Origin of the sequence: Arthrobacter sp. Alg241-R88, assembly GCF_900537115.1 — a bacterium.
Classification (GTDB): Bacteria; Actinomycetota; Actinomycetes; order Actinomycetales; family Micrococcaceae; genus Arthrobacter.
The window spans coordinates 49,141-68,804 of sequence record NZ_UNRG01000013.1 but is presented as its reverse complement, the minus strand read 5'-3'; the positions used below and the strand labels follow the sequence as shown (position 1 = coordinate 68,804).

Below are 19,664 nucleotides of genomic sequence, written 5' to 3'. Positions count from 1 at the left end.
GGGCAACGGTTCCAGCGGACACGGCAACCGCTACCTCGCCCGTGCACTGGGCGAGGCTGCCGTTATCGCCGGCAGGACCAACACCTTCCTGGGCGAACGCTACCGACGGATCGCCAGACGCCGCGGGAAAAAGCGTGCAATTGTCGCCGTCGGACGATCCATCCTGGTCGCCACCTGGCACATCCTCCAAGACCCCGACACCAGGTTCCAGGATCTGGGCCACGACTACGTCCATGCCCGCACCAACCCGGACGCCAGGAAGCACAACCACATCCGCCAACTCGAAGCCCTCGGCTACACCGTGACCCTCACCCCGGTAGCCTGACAACCACACATACTCGCATAAGCCCAAACGTGGCCCGAACGATCAACCACGCCCAACCAACAAAGCCACGTCACCCCATTTTCGGACTAGCGCGAAATGTCGTTTTGACGCTTCATAACGACACTTCGCGCTACCTAGTTGGGCTGGCGGGACAGTGGTGAGGTTCGGCACCATCGGTGGCCCGCCGGCGTCGGGCGTTGCTACGCTGGAAAGGTAGGCTCCGCAAACGGGCCTCCGGACGACGGTTCAGTACCCGGCACGCGACAAGACTGGCCAAAGGATCTGTCATGCCGTGGTTAATCCTCATTCTTTCCGGCGCCCTTGAAGCCGTGTGGGCCGCCGCCCTGCACCGTACCTTCCAGGCTTCCGGCCGGCGCCGCATCGCCCCCGCCGCCCTCTTCCTCGTCTCCGTGGCCGCCAGCACCGGCGGACTGGCCATCGCCATGCAATCGATCCCCACCGGGACGGCCTACGCCGTGTGGGTGGGTGTGGGCGTGGTGCTGACCTCCGCCTACGCCATCGCCACCAAGGTGGAACGCCCGACGGCGGCACGGCTCCTCCTGCTGTCCGGCATCGCGGTGTGCGTGGTGGGCCTGAAGGTGGTGGCGTAATGCTGCGGCGCTCGATTCCCTGGCTGGTGCTTCTTGCCTCGGCCGTTCTCGAAGCGGTGTGGGCCACGGCCCTCGGTTTGTCCGACGGCTTTACCGAGCCCGTTCCCACCCTGGTCTTCGCAGTGACGGCAACGTTGAGCATGCTGGGCCTGGGCATCGCCATCCGGACCATTCCCTTGGGTACCGCCTATGCCGTGTGGGTGGGAATTGGTGCGGCGCTGACGGTGGGCTGGGCCATGGCAACCGGCGTTGAGGCCTTCAGTGTGGTCAAAGTGGTGTTCATCGCCGGGATCGTCGCATGTGCGGCCGGCCTCAAGGTGCTGCCCGGCGGGGCTGACGCCTCCGAGCCGGAAACTGCCTCCCCAGCCCGCCGCTGAATCTCCCCACGATTCAGGCAGGCCGACGGCGTGGCCCCCGGAAACGCCGTCGGCTGTGGCCTTCCTGGAACAAAAGGTGGGGAGATTCAGCGGGCGGTCTAGGCTTTTGCCATGGACTCCCCCGAGATCACCCAGGCGATGGCCGCCCTCCGGGCAAAGCTCGTTCCGGGAACGCGGACCGTGCTGGGCATCGCAGGGGCGCCGGGCTCCGGCAAGTCCACTTTCGCCGAAATGATCCGGCAGCAGTTCGAGCCCGGGCAGGCCGTGGTGGTGCCGATGGACGGCTTCCACCTCGGCAACGCCATAATCGACGGCACCCCGCTGCGGCAGCGCAAGGGAGCCATCGACACGTTCGACGCCGGCGGTTACCTTTCGCTGCTGCGCCGACTGGTGCGCCGGGATGAGCCAGTTGTTTACGCCCCGGAGTTCCGGCGCACCCTGGATGAACCCGTGGCAGCCTCCATCGCGATCCCGGCCGACGTCCCGCTGGTGATCACCGAGGGCAACTACCTGCTGATGGAGCAGGAACCCTGGAAGGACATCAGGGCGCAGCTGGACGAGGTGTGGTTTGTGGACACGCCCCCGGATCTGCGTCTCGCGCGCCTGGTGGCACGGCACGTCTCATTTGGCATGGAACCGGCTGCGGCCGAGGCTTGGGCAACCGGCCCGGACGAAGCCAACGCGGTGCTGATCCAGGCGACCCGCCCAGCTGCAGACCGGGTCATTCCCTGGCATTAGGACTGGCGGAATACAGCCACCGGGAGCGGGGTTCTTGGCTTGGACAACTTCAATGATGGGAGCACGGTCATGGCAGCAACGGTCCACCTTGGCGACGGCCTCATGGTCAGCCAGCTCGGCTTCGGCGGAATGGCACTCACACCGGTCTATGGGGAAGTTGATCCGGCTGACGCACTCAGGACGCTGCATCACGCCGTCGACTCGGGCGTCACCTTCATCGACACCGCGGACATCTACGGCGGTGGCAGCAACGAGGAACTGATCGCACAGCTGCTGAAGGCGCGGCGGGACGAGGTCCAGCTGGCCACTAAGTTCGGCCTGGTGGGCTCGCCGGCGGACGGCTATACGGACATCCGGGGCGATGCCGCGCACATCCGCCGGGCCGTGGACCGCAGCCTGCAGCGGCTGGGCACGGATGTGATCGACCTCTACTACATGCACCGCCGTGACCTCCGCGTTCCGATTGTGGAAACCGTGGAGGCCATGGCGGAGCTTGTGCAGCAGGGCAAGGTCAAGCACCTGGGGTTGTCGGAGGTGACGGCCCAGGAGCTGGAGGAAGCATCCGCCATCCACCCCATTGCGGCGGTCCAGAGTGAATGGTCCATCTGGAGCCGCGACGTGGAACGCAACGTTGTTCCGGCCGCCGCCGCCCTGGGAGTGGGTTTTGTGCCGTACTCGCCGCTGGGCCGGGGATTCCTCACCGGCACCGTCGACGCTTCCACCCTGGGGGACAACGACTTCCGACGCCGGATCCCCCGCTTCGCCCCTGATGCGGCGAGTGCCAACGAGGCAGTGGTGGCCACCGTCCGGTCCGTAGCGGACGAACTGGAAGCGACGCCTGCACAGGTTGCCCTGGCGTGGCTGTTCGCCCAGGGCAGGCTGCTCGGCCTGCCAGTCGTCCCCATTCCCGGCACCCGCAAAACACACCGGATCGACGAGAACCTGGGTGCCTTGGCCCTGAAGCTGACCCCGGCGCAACTGGACGCACTGGCCGAAGCCTCGGACGCCGTCGTCGGTTCCCGCTCGGCGGATCCCAACTGGGTGTCGCAGGGCCGCGAGTAACCGGCGCCGGAAAAGCGTGTCCCTAGACTAAAGCCTATGGACTCACTTCTGTATGACCTGCCGACGCTGACCATCCGCCGGATCTCCGTCAGCGAGATGGACAACAACGTGTACCTGCTGACCGCCAAGACCAGCGGCGAGCAGGTGCTGATTGATGCCGCGGATGACCTGCCGGCCATCCGGCAGCTGCTGCAGGATTCGACTGCCGATACATCCGCTGCGCCCAGGCTTGCCCTGATCGCCACCACGCACCAGCACTGGGACCACGTGCGGGCGTTGAAGGAGCTGGTGGCCGCCACGGGCGCGCCCACTGCTGCAGGAAAGGACGACGCCGACGCGTTGCCCGTTGCAGTGGACCGGCCCCTTGAGCACGGGGACACGGTGGCTGTGGAAGGCTTCGAACTGACGGCCGTCCACCTGCGCGGGCACACGCCGGGATCGATCGCGTTTGTGTACGAGGACCCGGAAGGCCCCACGCACATCTTTTCCGGCGACTCGCTGTTCCCCGGCGGGGTGGGCAACACGCAGAACGACCCGGAGCGGTTCACCCGTCTTCTCACCGACGTCAGCGAACGGCTGTTCGGGACTTACCCGGACGCCGCCGTCGTGCATCCGGGCCACGGCAAACCGACAACCCTGGGTGCTGAGCGGCCACACCTCGAGGAGTGGCGCGCCCGCGGCTGGTAGCGTTCCGCGCTGCGCTTTGTGACTCGCGCTGCGCAAAATCCCGGGCGCTAGTGATGTACCCCTAGCGCCCGGGATTTTGTGTGCCCCCAGCTAATCAGGCGGCGAAAAGACGTAGCCTTAGCGGCTGCGGCGCTCGTTGGAGGCCGGAGCCGAAGCACGGCGCGGGCCGCTGCGGGCGGGACGGCCGGAGCCGCCGCCGTTGCTTGAACCGTAGGATCCGCCGGAGGTTCCGCCGGTGTTCGAGGACCAGACGGCCTTGTTGCCGCCGCTGGCTGCACCTGCACCTGCACCTGCACCTGCGGAGCGTGAACCGCCGCCGGTCCGGGCACCTGCACCGGCTGCGGCGCGCTGGCCTGTTGCCGGACGTCCGCTGCGCTGTCCGCCGGAAGCAGCCGGACGGCCTGAGGAAGCCGGACGGCCGGTGCCCCCGCGGGGAGCGTCGCTGCGGGTTACACGTGAATCAGTGCGTCCATCCGAGCCGCGGCCAGCGGCTGCACGGCCACCTGCTGCGGGGACGTCGTTGCGGTGGGTCGAAGCTGCAGTGCCGCGGCCACGGGCGTTGCGGCGGGCAGCTGCTGCTGCGACGGCGCGGTCCTCGTTCTGCTCGGCAACGCGGTCAAACGCTGCGCGGGCTTCGGTGCGGCCCTCGAATGCTGCAGCCCGGCGCTCGGCGCGGGGAACATCGGTACGCGTGGGCTCGGCGGAAACCCGGCCGCGTCCACCACGGCCGCCACGGCCGCCGGCAGTGGGTGCAGCCTGGCGGCGTGCCCGCTTGCGCTCGGCGTTGGCTCCCGTTGAGGTGCCGCCGCCCTGCTGTGCGGCCTTCTTGGCCAGCAGCGCTGCGCGGGTGCGCGGATCGATCTTCTCAGCCATTTCGCCCACGAGCTCGGCAACGATGGGTGAGCTCGCGGTGACGCGCTCGAAGTTAACCTCGACGCCGGCAGCCTTCATCAGCTTCTTCACGTCGGTCTGCTGCTCGGGGAGGGTCAGCGTGACCACAGTGCCGTCGGAACCGGCACGGGCGGTGCGGCCTGAACGGTGCAGGTATGCCTTGTGCTCGGTGGGCGGGTCAACGTGGATCACCAGTTCGACGTCGTCCACGTGCACGCCGCGGGCTGCGACGTCGGTGGCCACCAGGACGCGGACGTCGCCGGAGGAGAACTCGGCGAGGTTACGGTCGCGGGCGTTCTGCGAGAGGTTGCCGTGCAGGTCGACGGCGGGGATGCCGGCATCGGTGAGGGTCTTAGCCAGCTTCCGGGCGTGGTGCTTGGTCCGCATAAAGAGGACGCGGCGGCCGGCACCGGAAGCGAGCTCCACGATCAGCTGCTTCTTGACGGTCTGGTCGTTGACCACCAGGACGTGGTGTTCCATGGTGGTGACAGCTGCCTGCGGGTCGTCCACGGAGTGCGTGAGCGGGTTGGACAGGTAGCGCTGGACAATCTTGTCCACGCCGTTGTCCAGGGTCGCGGAGAAGAGCAGGCGCTGGCCCTGGCTGGGGGTCATGTCCATGAGCTTCTTCACCACGGGCAGGAAGCCGAGGTCGGCCATGTGGTCGGCCTCGTCCAGGACGGTGATTTCCACGGCCTCGAGGGTGAGGATGCGCTGGCGGATCAGGTCCTCCAGGCGGCCGGGGCAGGCGATAACGATGTCGACGCCGGCACGCAGGGCCTTTTCCTGGCGCGCCTGGGAGATGCCGCCGTAGATCACGGTGGTGTTCAGGCCGGCAGCCTTGGCCAGCGGCTCGATGGTGGCGTTGATCTGGGTGGCCAGCTCGCGGGTAGGTGCAAGGACCAGGCCCATAGGGCGGCCGGGCTTGCGGAAGTGCTTGGCTTCCCGCTCGGCAAGGCGTGCCACCAGGGGGATGGCGAAGGCGATGGTCTTGCCGGAGCCGGTACGGCCGCGGCCCAGGACGTCGCGTCCTGCAAGGGTGTCAGGGAGGGTCTTCACCTGGATGGGGAACGGCTCGGTAATTCCCTGGGCGGTGAGGGTATCGGCAAGGGCTTTGGGCGTGCCGAGGGCAGCAAAAGTAGTCAAAGTTCAAAGGTCTTTCAGGCGGTATCCGTGCGGATATCGGCCCCCGACGCCGGTTGGCCCAGGGGGTTCGCCGAAGAAAAGTCAGGTGATCAACCAGCCTGCTGCCGCTTATGCAAAGCGACGGCCGGGACCAAATGGAACGCGTTCATCGACGCAGGATGTGCCTCTCACATGAAAAAAGCCCCGTCCCCTAAATGAAGGGGTACATGGGCATCACTGCACATCAAGTTCCACCAGTCTAGCATCCTCCGCACACCCCGCTTCTCCACCCCTGCCCTGTCCCCTCCCAACTGAGTAGCGCTAAGTGTCGTTCTCGGCCTCCAAAACGGCACTTGGCGCTACTTACTTGGGCGTTGCGAACATAGCCTGCGCGGGGCAGGGTTGAGGCATGAGCGAACACGCGGCCCACCAGCATGAACACGAGGCAACGCACGACGGCGGCCCCGGCCTTTCCGGGAACAGCGAGGGCCAGGGGATCCGGGACGCGGCTTCCCTGTGGGACGAGCGGTACCGCAGCAAACCCCAGATCTGGAGCGGCAAGCCAAACCCCCAACTGGTCCGGGAAGCGGGCGGGCTGCGGCCGGGACATGCGCTGGATCTTGGCTGCGGCGAAGGTGCTGACGCCATCTGGCTCGCCCAACACGGCTGGACCGTCACCGCCGTCGACGTTTCAGCCGTGGCGCTGGAACGTGCGCACGGGCACGAAAAAGCCGCACTCGCGCGGGAAAGCGTGCATGCAGCCGAAGGCGCCATCGCCAGCCGCATTCACTGGCAGCAGGCCGACCTCGCGGAATGGCAGCCCGGGGAAACGTACGACCTCGTGACCTCGCAGTTCCTCCACTCCCAGGAACTGGCCTGGCAGGGCCCCCTGCGCACGGCCGCCGCGGCAGTCAAGCCAGGCGGAACCCTGCTGGTCGTTGGGCACCATCCGCATCGGCTGCCGCCCTGGGGCGGGGCGCACACACACGACGGAATGTTCTACACCGGGGAGCAACTGGTCCAGGAGCTGGGGCTTGACGGGCCCGACTGGCAGCTTGAAGTGCAGACCAGCCGGGAGCGGCCGGTCACGGGGCCGGACGGCGAGCACGCCACCATCGCCGACGTGGTGGTGCGCGCGAGCCGGCTCGCCTGACTTTCCTTGGAGTTTTTGTCCAGATATGCAGACTTCGGAGGCGGCCAAGCCTGCATATCTGGACAAAAACTCAACGGGTTTTGGTGGTGACCCGGGGCGCTATGGCGGCCGCGGCTACCGCGACCACGGCGGCGAGTCCAAAGACGCCCGCGAAGGATTCCGTCGTCGTCGTAAACGCCGCGAACACGATGCCGGTGGTGGCCAGTGCGAGCGCGCCGCCGAGGGAGTCGGAGATGGACATGGCCGAGCTGTTAAAGCCCTCATTCTCCTTGGTGGACAGCGCCAGGGTCATCACGCTCAGCCGCGGATAGAGCAGTCCCATGCCGCCGCCGGCGAAGATCCACCCAACGATTGCGACGGCGGCCGGCCAGTGCAGCGCGGTGGTGGACAGGGCAAGGACCACGGCGCCCAGGACCATCAACGAACCGATGCGGACGGCGCGGCGGTGGGACAACCGCGCACCGAGCCGCCCCTGGACTGCCGACGCACCCGCCCACGCCAACGCTCCACCCGTAAGGGTGAGCCCGGCAAAGGTGGGCGAAAAGGCGTACTGCTCAATCAGCAGGTACGGCAGATAGACTTCGGCGCCGAAGAATGCGGCAGAGGCAAGCCCGCGGACCAGGATCACGCTTGGCAGGCCGCGCCGGGCAATAAGCGTGCGCGGCGGCACCAACGGCCGCACGGCCACCAGGGCAACCACGACGGCGGCCACCGCCAGCAGTGCCGGCGCGGCGGGGAAACCGGGAAGCCTGACCTCGCGCGACAGGTTGAGCCCCAGTACGGCAAGGGCCGCCAGAGTTGCCCAGGCCAGGCGGCCGAGGGCCCACGGGACGGGTGGTTGCCCTGACGGGGCTGCCTGTTCCTTGGCCGACGCCATCCCCCGCAGCACCGGCACGATCATCACCAGCGCCGGAATGACCAGGCCCACCACACCCAGGAACACCCAGTGCCAGCTCAACGCCTGCGCCACAATTCCGGCTGCGAAGGGCCCCACCAGGGACGGGATCACCCAGGCCGCGGAGAAGGCAGCGAAAATCTTGGGGTGCAGCAGCCCCGGATAGATACGGGCCACCAGCACGTACAACGCAACGGTCAGGGCACCTCCGCCCAACCCCTGCACCAGCCGGCCCGCCACCAGCAGCGACATGGAGACGGCGGTGCCCGCGATCAGCAGCCCCGCCACGAACAGCGCTACCGACGCATACAGGGGAACGGTGGGTCCCCTGCGGTCGGACCAGTTTCCCGCAGCCACCATGCCGATCACGCCTGTTGCCAGCGGGCCGGCAAACGCCAGCGCGTAGAGGCCCGCACCATTCAGCTCCCGGCTGACCACGGGCATGATGGTGGTCACCGCAAGGGATTCGAACGCCGCAAGGAACACCAGCGCGCAGGCACCGATGGTCACCCACAGGTACGGCCGCTGCAGTATGCCGGCGTGTGGATCGGCGACTGAAAGGGTTGTCTCGCGCACGCTTCTGGCCCGATTCGTTGCTTGTCTTTCGTGCCAGCATAGCGGCCGGCAGCGACACGGCACGCGCTTCCCGAAGGCTCACCCGGCGCTGGCCACCGCCGCGGGCACGATGACCCGTCCGGTGGCCGTGGAATCCTGGTTCAGCATCCAGCCCACGCGTTTGACGGTACTGAGCATCACCACGCTTTCCACCAGTTCAATCCCGGGGATCCGCTGCTGCAGGGCGAGTTCCGCGTTCATCACATCGGCGAGCGACTGCAGCCACATAATGATCACGAAGTTGGTGCGGCCAGTGGTGGAGGCGCTGAGGCGGACGTTGCGGAGGCCCCGGAGTTCGACGGCGGCCGCCTCATGCCTGCCCGCCGGTACGTTGGCGAACCACTGGCACGTTACGGGGTAGCCGGAAAACTTTTGCGCCACTTCGCAGCGGAAGGAGAGCACCCTGCTCGCGAGGACGCGGTTCAGCTGGCGCTGCACTGTGGCAGGGTGCCTGTCCAAGGCTCGGGCGATGTCGGCCGCTGTCGCCCGCCCGTCCCTTGCCAGGAAGGGCAGCAGCGCCAGGTGGCTTTCCGGCAAAGGCTCGACGACGGACTCCGGGGGTGCAGATCCTGCCGCTTCCGGCCCGGCCTTGGCCTGAAGCGCAGCAACCTGCGCCCGATCCAGCACGTTGAGGCGCCAGGCGTAACCGCCGGAGTGCAGCCTGGTGCACAGCGACGTCTGGTACTTCAGCAGGCCATCGATGTCCTTGAGGCGGGAGGCCACTGTGGTGGTGAACCCCTCAAGGGACGGGGTCAGGACTGTCAGCATCAGGTCCCGGTTGCTGGCCGCTTCCTCGATGGTGACGATCTCCGGTACGGCAGCCAGGGCCTCCGTCACCTCTTCGCGGCGGTGCATCTCGCAGTCGACGTCCACGAAGGCCAGGCACATCTGCTTTGGATCGCCCATCAGGTGGGCCGTCACCCATGCGGCACCCGATCGGCGCACGCGTTCCCACCGCGCTGCCAAGGTGGTGGCGTGCACGCCCAGGATTTCGCCTGCATCCGCCCAGCTCACCCGGGGCGCGATCTCAAGGGCGTTGATGAGGGCGAGGTCCTCCTCGGTCAGTTCCATGGTGCCCATTCTTCCGCACGGCTGCATAAATCGAGGAGCAGGAGGATTGCGCTTGCATTCTTCCAGCAGTTCCCGCAGTTGTGAAGCAGGTCACGCCAGACTGGAAGCAGTCCATCTTTTGGAGGAGCAGAAATGACCATCACATCCGCGGCCCGGGAACTCCAGCCCGAACTGACCCGGTTCCGCCACGCCATGCACCAGGAGCCGGAGATCGGCCTCGACCTGCCACGGACGCAGGAAAAGGTCCTTCAGGCGTTGGACGGACTCCCCTTCGAAATCACCCTGGGCAAGGAAACGACGTCGGTCACGGCCGTGCTGCGCGGCACCGGCGGCGCCTCGGGTGCCGGAGCCGGGCAGGGACAGAACGCCGGGCAGGGACAGGAGGCCGCGCCGGCTGTCCTGCTTCGCGCCGACATGGACGCCCTGCCGGTCCAGGAAAAGACCGGCGTGGACTACACCTCCCACTTGGACGGCGCCATGCACGCCTGCGGCCATGACCTCCATACCGCGATGCTCACGGGTGCCGCTACGCTGTTGGCCGAGAACCGGCATCGCCTGGCAGGGGACGTGGTCCTGATGTTCCAGCCGGGCGAGGAAGGGTTTGACGGCGCCAGCTACATGATCCGCGAGGGTGTGCTGGACGCGCCGGGCCGCCGGGTGGACGCCGCGTATGGCATGCACGTGTTTTCCGCCCTGGAACCGCACGGCACCTTCACCACGAAGCCAGGAGTGATGCTCAGCGCCTCCGACGGCCTGGTGGTCACCGTGCTCGGTGCAGGCGGCCATGGTTCGGCCCCGCACGCGGCCAAGGATCCGGTGACTGCGGCCGCCGAGATGGTCACCGCGCTGCAGGTGATGATCACCCGCCAATTCAACATGTTCGATCCGGTGGTCCTCTCCGTCGGCGTCCTCCATGCCGGCACCAAGCGGAACGTCATCCCGGAAACCGCGCGGATCGAAGCCACCATCCGCACCTTCTCCGAGGCGTCCCGGGAGAAGCTGATGGACTCCATTCCCCGCCTCCTGCAGGGGATCGCGTCCGCGCACGGCCTCGAGGTCGACGTCGACTACCAGCAGGAGTACCCCCTCACCATCACGGACGAGGACGAGACCCATACGGCCGAGAACGTCATCACGGAGCTGTTCGGTGATTCCCGGCTGTCCCGCTGGGCCACTCCCCTCAGCGGCTCGGAGGACTTCTCCAGGGTGCTGGCGGAAGTGCCCGGCACGTTCATCGGGCTCAGCGCCGTCCCCCGCGGCGTGGACCATGCCGCCTCCCCGTTCAACCACTCACCGTACGCAACGTTCGACGACGGCGTGCTGGCTGACGGTGCCGCCCTCTACGCGGAACTCGCCACGCAGCGCCTCGCCGCGCTCTCGCAATCCCGCACCAACAACTCCTGATCCACCCTTCCAGGAAGAGAACTGAAATGACCACTGTCGTGAACCCGCAGCGCAGCGCGCGCGCAGCAATGCGGAAAACCATTGTTGGTACCGGGATCGGCAACGCCGTGGAGTGGTACGACTGGGCGATTTATGCAACCTTCACCCCCTTCATAGCCAGCCAGTTGTTCAGCAAGGCGGACCCGGCGTCGGCCGTCCTGTCCACGCTGGCGATCTTCGCCGTCGGCTTCGTTGCCCGGCCCTTCGGCGGATTCCTGTTCGGCTGGATAGGTGACCGGGTGGGCCGCAAGACGTCCATGACCCTGGCCGTCGGCCTGGCCTCGCTGGGCAGTTTGATGATCGGCATCGCGCCGACGTTCGCGAGCATCGGTGCCTGGGCTTCCCTGATGCTGCTGGTGGCCCGGCTGGTCCAGGGCCTCGCGCACGGCGGTGAGCTGCCGTCGTCGCAAACGTACCTCTCGGAGATGGCGCCGAAGGAAAAGCGCGGGTTCTGGGCCACCCTGATCTACACCTCAGGCACGGTGGGCATCCTGTTCGGCACGCTCCTGGGCGCCGTGCTGAACATGGTGCTCAGCACGGAGGCCATGAACGCCTGGGGCTGGCGCATCCCCTTCCTGATCGGGGCGGTGCTGGGGCTGTACGCACTGATCATGCGGTCCCGGCTGCACGAGACCGAGGCCTTCGAAAGCGAGTCCGTGCGCGAAAAGCGGGCCCCGATCTGGCCGCAGATTGTCCGCCACCGCAAGCAGGCCATGCAGGTCATCGGCCTGACCGTGGGCCTCACGGTGATCTACTACATCTGGGGTGTGGTGGCACCGAGCTACGCCACCACCGCACTGAAGATCGACCGCGGCGAGGCCCTGTGGGCCGGCGTCATCGGCAACATCGTGTTCATCGCGGCGCTGCCCTTCTGGGGCAAACTCTCGGACCGCATTGGCCGCAAGAAGGTGCTGTGGTCCGGTGCCATTGGCTCTGCCGTGATGCACTTCCCCATGACCTGGCTGCTGAAGGACTCTGCGTGGCAGCTGGCCGTTGGCATGTCCGTGATGCTGATCTTCATCGCCGCGAGCGCCGCGATTGTGCCGGCCGTGTATGCCGAGCTCTTCCCCACCAGCATCCGCACCGTGGGCGTGGGTGTTCCGTACTCCATCTGCGTAGCGCTCTTCGGCGGCACCGCCCCCTACCTGCAGCAGTGGCTGGGCACCACCCTGCAGCTGCCGGACCTCTTCAACGTCTACGCCGTGCTGCTCCTGGCGGTCAGCGCCTTGTTCGTCTTCACCATCCCGGAGACGAAGGGCAAGGACCTGACGCACTAGCTCCCCCAAGTAAGTAGCAGTAAGTGTCGTTATGAACGCTCATAACGACACTTACTGCTACCCAGTTGGGTCACCGACGAAGCGGTTCCGTCCGGCCCGGTAGCCGAACACCGCCGCGAGCAGCCCCACGGCCAGGAAGAGGACGCCGGCGGCTGTGAAGGACCCGGTGGCCTGGTGAAGTTGGCCCACCATCAGGGTCCCCGTTGAACCGAGGCCGTAGCCCACGCCCTGCATCATCCCGGACAGGTGCGCTGCAGTGTGCCCGTCCCGGGTCCGCAGCATGATCATGGTCAGCGCCACCGCGGTGAGGCTCCCCTGGCCCAGCCCCAGCAGTCCTGCCCATACCCAGATCAGCCCGAGTGGCCCGAAAATGCTCAGCGCGAAGCCACCGCCGGTCATCAGGGCCACCACGGTGTTGATTGCCCGCTGGTCCCGGAACCTCGCCGCAAGCGCCGGGGCGAAGAGCGAGCCGAGCATTTGCAGCACTATGCACGCCGACACGATCAACCCGGCCGTTGCCCCGTCCACTCCCCGTTCCCGCAGGATGGGTGCCAGCCAGGCGAAGACGCTGAAGGACATCATGGCTTGGAGCACCATAAAAATGGTGACCTGCCACGCGACCGCCGAGCGCCAGACGTTCACCCCTTCCTTTACCGCCTGGTGCCGGACGGGGTGCTGCCGTACCGCCAGCGGCAGGAACAGGAAAAGGACGACGGCGGCGGGCAGCGCCCAGAACCACAGCGCCAGGGTCCACTCCCCCGTCGCCGCGTAGACGGGGTAGGTAAAGCCTGCTCCCAAAGCGGCCGACGCGCAGATGGCCGTGGTGTAGAGCCCGCCCATGAGGCCCAGGCGGTGCGGGAAGTCCCGCTTGACCAGCCCTGGGAGCAGCACATTGCACAGGGCGATGGCGGCACCGCAGGCGGCTGTCCCGGCAAGGAGGGCGGGCAGGTGCACTGGTCCCGGCAGGTCCCCGGTTGGAGGCCACGGCAGCGCGGCCGGGCGCAGCAGAAGCCCGGACGTCAGCACCGCCATGGCGCCGAGGAGCACGCGCTCGGCACCGAACCGGCGGGCCAGCACCGGGGCCAGGGGCGCAAACAGGCCCAGCAGCGTCACGGGGACAGTGGTCAGCACAACAACCGCCCACCCGGGCAGTGCGGCCTGCGACGTCACCTCGGGAAGCACCGCCGAGAAACTGGAGAAAACCGTTCTCAGGTTCAGGCCGATCAGAACCAGGCACAGGCCCAGGTAGACCAGGCCCCTCCGGCTTCCCACCAGGGTGGGTTCCGCCGCCGGCAACTCATCAATCTCGGCGTCCACCAGGTTGTCGGGTTTCATCGGGGGCTTGGCGGGCCGGTCCTTCTTCGCCGCAGCACTCGTCGCTTCCGTCACCTGCCCATTCTTACAGGAGGGCTGGGTCCGAGTTATCCACATAAGGCGGGGGACGCCTACTGCCGCCGCAGGTGTGAACCATAGGTTTGGAAGCATGAACAGCGCCCAACCGCCCGGCTCCGGAGGAGACTAATGGGCACTCCGCCGCCAAATGAGCCTCAAGCGGCAAATGAGCCAACCCAACCCGAAACACCCGTTGCAGCGGAAGCCCAGGAAGCCCGGATAGACCGTTATAAGCACAAAGCAACAGCCAGCGTGTTATTGGCCGTCCTGGCCCTTGTCAGCATGATCGTTACTGCTCCGTTGGCGATGTTTGCCATGCTTGCCACTTACCCTTCCACCGGGCCATCCGAGATGCCCTGGGTGGCACCTTTGGTGTTCTTCAGCCTTCCCCTCGTGTTTGCTTTGCCCTCCCTGGTGTTGGCAATTTCCGTCCTCAGGAACTCCCCGGATACTTCGCCAAACCGGTCATCGGCGGCACTCGCCCTATGCCTCGCGGGACTGGTCTTCGTCCTGGCTATGGGGCCTGCACTGGATCAATTGGGGAATTCATAATGGGGGCTGTCCGGCCGCCGGTATTCTGGAAGGGATGAGTGAATCCCCAGAAACCCCCCAGCCGGAGCATGTCCCGCGGACGGTGACCCCAGGAACCCAAGCCTCCTACGGCACGTACGGCGGCCGGCCCGTCAGCTTTGTTCGCCGCGGCACACGCCTGCAGGGACGCCGGCAGGCAGCCTGGGAACTCCATGCCGAGCGGTGGGCCGTGAACGTCCCCCGGCACGTAGCCAACACGTCGGTCCACCCGGACTACACCTTCGACGCGGAGGCGGAATTCGGCCGTAAAGCACCCCTCATCGTCGAGATCGGCTCGGGCCTGGGCGACGCTATCTGCCACGCCGCTGAGCAGAACCCGGACACCGATTTCCTCGCTGTGGAGGTCTACACTCCCGGGCTGGCCAACACCATCATCAAGATCAACAGCCGGGGACTGAGCAATGTCCGGGTTGTCGAGGCCAACGCGCCCGAGGTGCTGGCCACCATGCTCCCGGAGGGTTCCGTCAGTGAATTGTGGGTCTTCTTTCCCGATCCCTGGCACAAATCCCGCCACCACAAACGGCGCCTGATCCAACCCGAATTCGCGGACCTTGCTGCCCGTGCCCTGAAGAAGGGCGGGCTGTGGCGCATTGCCACTGACTGGTCCAACTATGCGGTCCATGTCCGCGATGTCCTGGCGGACTCGAAGGACTTTGAGAACCTGCACACAGGCGAGCGCCGCGGACCGGAAAGTCCGCTGACCCAGGTGTGGCAGTCCGGCGTGGAATCAGTGGTGGGCGGTGCCCCCGTCCGTGAAGGCCGTGCCCCGGTCAGCACGGAACACACCGGCCCCAACGAAGGTGTGGACGAAACGGGCGGCTGGGCCCCCAGGTTTGAGGGAAGGATCCGGACCAGCTTTGAAGGCAAGGCCCACGAGGCCGGGCGGCTCATTTTTGATCTCTGCTACCGCCGCCGTTAGTTCCAGCGAGGGCACACCCGGCCGCCGACCTCCGGTCCTCATCAGCCCACGCTGATGGAGGCCACAATCTCCGTGAGCATGCTGAGCCTCGGCTCCAGGTCAGGGCTGACGTAGGGCCAAATGACTACCAGGCCGATGAACCGGCCGCGTTCCCACACGCCCACGGTCGCTGCCACTTTCCCCTCCCCCTCGGCGTCGTCGTAGCCCACTACCACGGCGTAGGCGGACTTGTCTGGCAGGTTCAATTCACCTTCGGTGAGAAGGGTGCCTCCCTTCTCCTCCAGGTAGAAGCCGGACATCAGGTGCGCCCAGCCGTTGGCCTGCGCGGCGCCCTGCACGGAGGTGTCGTCCTTGATGACGGTGACAAGGACCCCACCGAGCAGTCCGTACTGTTCAGTGTTGGGGCCGGCCGTGGAGTCTTCCAGGACCTGGGTGTGCTCGGGGAAGTCGGCTGTGAACCCCAGCGCGGATTCGATGTGGACTGACATTCTCTTGCTCCTTCAGCGGGTGTGTCGTAGCTGGGCTGGGTGCGGGGGCCGGACGTTGGCCGGCGCGATTACAGCCGCTCGAGCCTGGTGTCGTTGGGGACCTTGTAGTACGTGGAGACGTTCGTGGTGGCCTGGCTCTCGGTTTTGACCTCCACCTCGCCCACCTTCACGTCAACCCCGGCCTCATTGGACGCGGTCACCACATTGTTGACCTGGACAGTGGCAGAACCGGCTTCGTACAGCCTGGCGGCATCGCGTGCTGCGCCGTATTCGTTTCCGAGCGCGACATGCCGCAAGTAGCTGTCGATCAGCGGCTTGTTCTCCGCTGAGTAATCCACGTCGATCTTGACAGTACCTTGGGTTCCCACCGTCACTGTGGACTCGAGCTTCGCGGCCTTCACGTCCGTACCCGCCGTGACTCCCTGCGCCACCGTTCCATCCATGGACACTGACACGGATTCGATGTTGCTGTCTTTGTCCATGTTCAGCTGCAGTCCGCCGTTGCCGGAAGCCTCGAAAACGCGGCCGTCCAGGTTGAGCTTGCCTTGGGCGGAAACCTCGCCGCTGGCTGTTGAGGTGCCGTCCGTCAGGTTCCGCTCGTAGGCCAGGTCCAGCCTGGCCGAACCTGTTGCGGCTCCAGTTTCCCCGTCGGCCTCCAGCGACAACGTTCCCTTGGCCTTGTCCGTCTGCCCGGTGGAGCCGTTGGCACCGGCGGCTTCGTTGATGGTTTCCAGGATGTAACCGGGCGGATTGCCTGCCACATCCTTGATCTCACCCACGCTGTCCGGCGGCAGGTCCCGGTACATCTGCTCGCGGGCTGCCATGGCTTCTTCCACGCTGCCGAAGGTGTATTCGCGGGACACCTGCCCATTGAGGGTCACGCCGGCGGTTCCGGTGGTGTCGTTGACGCCCAGCCCCATGTTTCCGTACACCTTCATGGTGGCGGTGCCATCGGCATTCTCCACCACTTCGGTGCCCACTTCGGCACCGCCATGCACCCAGGCCACCCGGGCCTCGATCGATGCCTTGCCTGTTTCGGAGTAGACGGGGATGTCCGCCCTTGCCAGGTCCTGGAGATGTTCCTTGGCCTGCTCCTGCGCGGATTTGGGGATGCCGCCGTCCATGCGCATGAGGTCCTCGGCGAACGGACCGTCGCCGTCTTCGCCCTCGATCAGGTATTTCCGGTCGGCTGCAGAGAGGCTGTCCCACCACGTGGCCTGTTCTTCCGGGCTGGCGTCGAGCATCCGTTCCAGGCCGGCTTCCAACTCCCGGCGGTGCCCGGCCGCGGCCACGGCGGCAGTGGCCTGTTCCGTCAGCCAGTCCTGGGCCTGCTCAGCAAACGATTCAACCCGGTCCCAGACGCCGGTGCCGGCACCGGCCGATGACGAGGAGGAGGACTTCTCCTGCTCCTCCGCGTGCTGCAGCAGGATCCTGGAGTTCTCACGCAGGCTGGACACAACCTTCTCCAGCCCGGGGCGGTGGCTTCCGCTCCACTCCTGACGGAAACGTTCGCCGTCCGTGCCTTTCCAGGGAGCCGCCTGGATCTGGTTATGCAGCGAACTCGCCCGGGTGCTCAACAACAATGCAGCCTGGTCAGCCGCCTTCGCCAGAGCCCGCAACTGGCTGACATCAGCGCCGTAAAAAGTCATGGTTCGTCCCCCGGAGAAGTTCGCGCCGATGTTCGGTCGCTGACCATATAGTTCCACGGCGGCGGGAACTTCGGCGATGGGCATCCCTCCCCATCCGGCAGCGGCGGCACTGGCACCGCATTCCTGAAAGCCCGCACAATCCACCTCCTAATCCACATAGTCCTGGGGGATCACTGGCCCGGACCATCAGCGCGTGGCACGATTGCCCTTACGCGGGGGTACGCACCATCCGCTCCTGTGCAAAGGGAACAGCCATCAAAAAAGAATTGCGACAGGCCGCAGATGCGGCAGAGAACGTCACCAACTCGCACACCCTGGAGATGATGGCGAGGGCGGGGTTTGCGGCGAGCGGCATCCTGCATCTCTTAGTAGGTGCAATCGCAATCCGGCTGGCCATGGGCGGTACGGGCAACGCCGACTTCAGCGGTGCCGTGGCCGAACTCGCCACCCAGCCTGCCGGACCTTTCCTGTTGTGGGCGAGCTTCGCCGCCTGCGCTGCCCTTGCACTGTGGCAGACCAGCGATGCCATCTTCGACTACAACCAGTTGCCCACAAAGGAAAAGGCCGGAAAGAAGGCAAAGGCAGCGGCGCAGGCAGTCGTTTTCGCCGGGCTTGCCCTGACACTGATGTCCTTCGCCATGGGAACCGGTTCGGGCGGGGACAACCAGCAGGCGGCAAGCGACCTTACCGCTTCCGTGATGAAGGCACCGGGCGGCGTAGCGCTGTTGGTCCTGCTGGGCGTGGGCATTGCCGTGACCGGCGTGGTGTACGGCATCCGCGGCCTTCGGAAATCGTTCGAAAAGCATCTGACAATGCCCTCGTCCCCCACCGCACGGACGGCGGTCACGGTGCTGGGCGTAACAGGATACGTGGCGAAGGGCATTGTGCTGTTGCTGGCCGGGCTGCTCATCGCCATAGCCACCCTGCAGGCGCACCCTGAGGAGTCCACCGGCCTGGATGGAGGGCTTCGTGCACTCCGCGACCAGCCCTTCGGGGTGTACCTCCTGGCAGCTGTGGGTGCCGGGCTCATCTGCTACGGCGCCTACATGATCGTCCGGGCACGCCTCGCGAAGATGACCCGATAGTGGGCGGCCGCAGCTGATGAAGTTGCCAGCTGGGATTGGAGCGCCCGGGCATATACCAGACGCTATGGCACGGTAATTACCGCGACGGCCTGCTGGGTACCGTCCCGCAGTTCCACACTCGAAATGCTGGCCAGCTGGATGGGCGTTGCTCCGGTGACCCTGACCCTGCCGCTCGGCGTCGCCGTCCAAGCGCACGCGCGGTCCTCGCCGCCCGCCCGGTCCCGGACCCACAGGGACAATGTCCCGTCGGCAGGGAGACTGCTGCCGTTCACAGCCAACTCGGTTCCCCAGGTCTTCCGGGCCAGGTCGATGCTGAACTGCAGGCCATCTCCGGACTGCACGGAGTAGCTCGCGTCCGGTTGCGCCGGCCGGTTCAGGACCGGACCCACCCCCAGTCCCACGGCGAGGCATGCTGCGGCGACCGCCCCCACCAGGGCCGCCCACCGCCGTCGTACCTTCCGACGGCGGCGCGACAGTTCCGAAAGGAGGGGCACCGGGGCCCCGGCTGCCCGGGCGGGTGGCGCGCCCGGTCCTGCCGGCACCATGGTGAGCGCAACGGCGTCCGGCACCGGGAGGGCGTCCAGTAACGCAGGCACTTTCTCCAGCCGGCCGAGCTCGTCCCTACATCTCGCGCAGCCCTGAAGGTGCGACGCAAAAATCTTCAGGTCCTCGGCGTCCAGCCCGCCCAACAGGTAGGCTCCCAGCAAGTGGTGCTGCTCGGAAGCGCTCACCGTTCCACCCCCATTTCGTCCAGGATGGTCCGCAACGCCCGCACTGCGTAGTACGCACGGGACTTCACCGTTCCGGTCGGCACGTTCAACTGCACCGCTGCCTCATTCACGGTGAAACGGCGGTAGTGCAATGCCACCAGCACGTCCCGGTGTTCCGAGCTGAGGCGGAGCAGCGCTTCCTCGATCAGCACCCTGTTCAGCAGCTCGTCCACGCGTTCCACTGCCTCGGCAGAATTGGCAAGGCCGTCGTCCAGCGTCTCGGCCGGGCGGCGCTGCGCCCGCCGGTAGTTGTCGATCATGATGTTCCTGGCCGTCCGGAAAAGATAGCTGCGAAGGCTCCCGGTGACCTCCGGTGCGTGCTGCCATACACGGAGCACGGTTTCCTGGACCACGTCCTCAGCCAGTTGCGGGTCACGGGAGGCGCTGAGCACAAAGCGGCGGAGGGCCTGGCCGTGCTCACGGTAGATGGACTCAACAACATCCTCGTCCAGCGGCATATCAGGACCTCCCGGCCTTCAGCATGGTTCGCCACCGTGTGCTTC

At 66.5% G+C, this 19,664-nt stretch carries 18 protein-coding genes, 1 pseudogene and 1 riboswitch; of the genes and pseudogenes, 11 read left to right on the top strand and 8 right to left on the bottom strand.

Going from position 1 to position 19,664, the window contains the following annotated elements; all coding sequences use genetic code 11:
• From G6R19_RS19055 to G6R19_RS19030, 6 genes and pseudogenes are all read left to right on the top strand, one after another.
• Positions 1-325, top strand: a pseudogene (locus G6R19_RS19055) (IS110 family transposase); the annotation flags it as partial.
• A gap of 212 nt (positions 326-537) precedes the next feature.
• Positions 538-603: riboswitch (guanidine-III (ykkC-III) riboswitch) on the top strand.
• 9 nt (positions 604-612) lie between these two features.
• On the top strand, positions 613-936 hold the full coding sequence (locus tag G6R19_RS19050) for an SMR family transporter (protein WP_163167896.1): 324 nt from the start codon (positions 613-615) through the stop codon (positions 934-936).
• Positions 936-1,313: a multidrug efflux SMR transporter gene (locus G6R19_RS19045; protein WP_163167894.1), complete on the top strand. Its 378-nt coding sequence runs from the start codon at positions 936-938 to the stop codon at positions 1,311-1,313. Before G6R19_RS19050 ends, G6R19_RS19045 begins: the two co-directional genes overlap by 1 nt.
• 111 nt (positions 1,314-1,424) lie before the next feature.
• Positions 1,425-2,051, top strand: a complete 627-nt coding sequence (locus G6R19_RS19040; protein WP_163167892.1) for a nucleoside/nucleotide kinase family protein — start codon at positions 1,425-1,427, stop codon at positions 2,049-2,051.
• Positions 2,052-2,120: 69 nt separating this feature from the next.
• The gene (locus G6R19_RS19035; RefSeq protein WP_163167890.1) at positions 2,121-3,113 is read left to right on the top strand and encodes an aldo/keto reductase; all 993 of its coding nucleotides are present in this window, start codon (positions 2,121-2,123) and stop codon (positions 3,111-3,113) included.
• Positions 3,114-3,149: 36 nt separating this feature from the next.
• Positions 3,150-3,800: an MBL fold metallo-hydrolase gene (locus tag G6R19_RS19030; protein WP_163167888.1), complete on the top strand. Its 651-nt coding sequence runs from the start codon at positions 3,150-3,152 to the stop codon at positions 3,798-3,800.
• A 117-nt stretch (positions 3,801-3,917) separates the two neighbouring features.
• Here G6R19_RS19030 and G6R19_RS19025 read toward each other — a convergent pair whose 3' ends face one another.
• Positions 3,918-5,834, bottom strand: coding sequence for a DEAD/DEAH box helicase (locus tag G6R19_RS19025; RefSeq protein ID WP_163167886.1), 1,917 nt, complete (start codon positions 5,832-5,834; stop codon positions 3,918-3,920).
• 388 nt (positions 5,835-6,222) lie between these two features.
• Here G6R19_RS19025 and G6R19_RS19020 point away from each other — a divergent pair, with 388 nt between their 5' ends.
• Positions 6,223-6,966 carry a class I SAM-dependent methyltransferase gene (locus tag G6R19_RS19020; RefSeq protein WP_163167884.1) on the top strand — a complete coding sequence of 248 codons (744 nt, stop codon included), beginning with the start codon at positions 6,223-6,225 and terminating at the stop codon, positions 6,964-6,966.
• A gap of 70 nt (positions 6,967-7,036) precedes the next feature.
• On the opposite strand, the gene G6R19_RS19015 is transcribed toward G6R19_RS19020, so the two are convergent.
• On the bottom strand, positions 7,037-8,437 hold the full coding sequence (locus tag G6R19_RS19015; RefSeq protein ID WP_163167882.1) for an MFS transporter: 1,401 nt from the start codon (positions 8,435-8,437) through the stop codon (positions 7,037-7,039).
• 78 nt (positions 8,438-8,515) lie between these two features.
• Positions 8,516-9,547, bottom strand: a complete 1,032-nt coding sequence (locus tag G6R19_RS19010; protein ID WP_163167880.1) for an Lrp/AsnC family transcriptional regulator — start codon at positions 9,545-9,547, stop codon at positions 8,516-8,518.
• Between the two features lie 132 nt (positions 9,548-9,679).
• On the opposite strand from G6R19_RS19010, the gene G6R19_RS19005 reads away from it, so the two are divergent.
• On the top strand, positions 9,680-10,951 hold the full coding sequence (locus tag G6R19_RS19005; RefSeq protein ID WP_163167879.1) for a M20 family metallopeptidase: 1,272 nt from the start codon (positions 9,680-9,682) through the stop codon (positions 10,949-10,951).
• Between the two features lie 26 nt (positions 10,952-10,977).
• Complete coding sequence (locus G6R19_RS19000) at positions 10,978-12,267, top strand: MFS transporter (RefSeq protein ID WP_163167877.1); 1,290 nt, start codon at positions 10,978-10,980, stop codon at positions 12,265-12,267.
• 57 nt (positions 12,268-12,324) lie between these two features.
• Here the strand turns inward: G6R19_RS19000 and G6R19_RS18995 are convergent, their stop codons facing one another.
• Positions 12,325-13,602 carry an MFS transporter gene (locus G6R19_RS18995; protein WP_163167906.1) on the bottom strand — a complete coding sequence of 426 codons (1,278 nt, stop codon included), beginning with the start codon at positions 13,600-13,602 and terminating at the stop codon, positions 12,325-12,327.
• A 643-nt stretch (positions 13,603-14,245) separates the two neighbouring features.
• On the opposite strand from G6R19_RS18995, the gene trmB reads away from it, so the two are divergent.
• A complete protein-coding gene (trmB, locus tag G6R19_RS18990; RefSeq protein ID WP_163167875.1) occupies positions 14,246-15,169 on the top strand; it encodes a tRNA (guanosine(46)-N7)-methyltransferase TrmB in 924 nt (307 codons plus the stop codon).
• A 41-nt stretch (positions 15,170-15,210) separates the two neighbouring features.
• On the opposite strand, the gene G6R19_RS18985 is transcribed toward trmB, so the two are convergent.
• Positions 15,211-15,657: a hypothetical protein gene (locus tag G6R19_RS18985; protein ID WP_163167873.1), complete on the bottom strand. Its 447-nt coding sequence runs from the start codon at positions 15,655-15,657 to the stop codon at positions 15,211-15,213.
• Between the two features lie 68 nt (positions 15,658-15,725).
• Positions 15,726-17,306, bottom strand: coding sequence for a hypothetical protein (locus G6R19_RS18980; RefSeq protein ID WP_163167904.1), 1,581 nt, complete (start codon positions 17,304-17,306; stop codon positions 15,726-15,728).
• Between the two features lie 266 nt (positions 17,307-17,572).
• Between G6R19_RS18980 and G6R19_RS18975 the strand changes: the two genes are divergently transcribed.
• Positions 17,573-18,391: a DUF1206 domain-containing protein gene (locus G6R19_RS18975; RefSeq protein ID WP_163167871.1), complete on the top strand. Its 819-nt coding sequence runs from the start codon at positions 17,573-17,575 to the stop codon at positions 18,389-18,391.
• 62 nt (positions 18,392-18,453) lie between these two features.
• Here G6R19_RS18975 and G6R19_RS18970 read toward each other — a convergent pair whose 3' ends face one another.
• Complete coding sequence (locus G6R19_RS18970; RefSeq protein WP_163167870.1) at positions 18,454-19,122, bottom strand: zf-HC2 domain-containing protein; 669 nt, start codon at positions 19,120-19,122, stop codon at positions 18,454-18,456.
• Complete coding sequence (locus tag G6R19_RS18965) at positions 19,119-19,619, bottom strand: sigma-70 family RNA polymerase sigma factor (RefSeq protein ID WP_163167868.1); 501 nt, start codon at positions 19,617-19,619, stop codon at positions 19,119-19,121. The genes G6R19_RS18970 and G6R19_RS18965 overlap by 4 nt, the downstream gene beginning before the upstream one ends.
• Between the last annotated feature and the right edge of the window lie 45 nt (positions 19,620-19,664).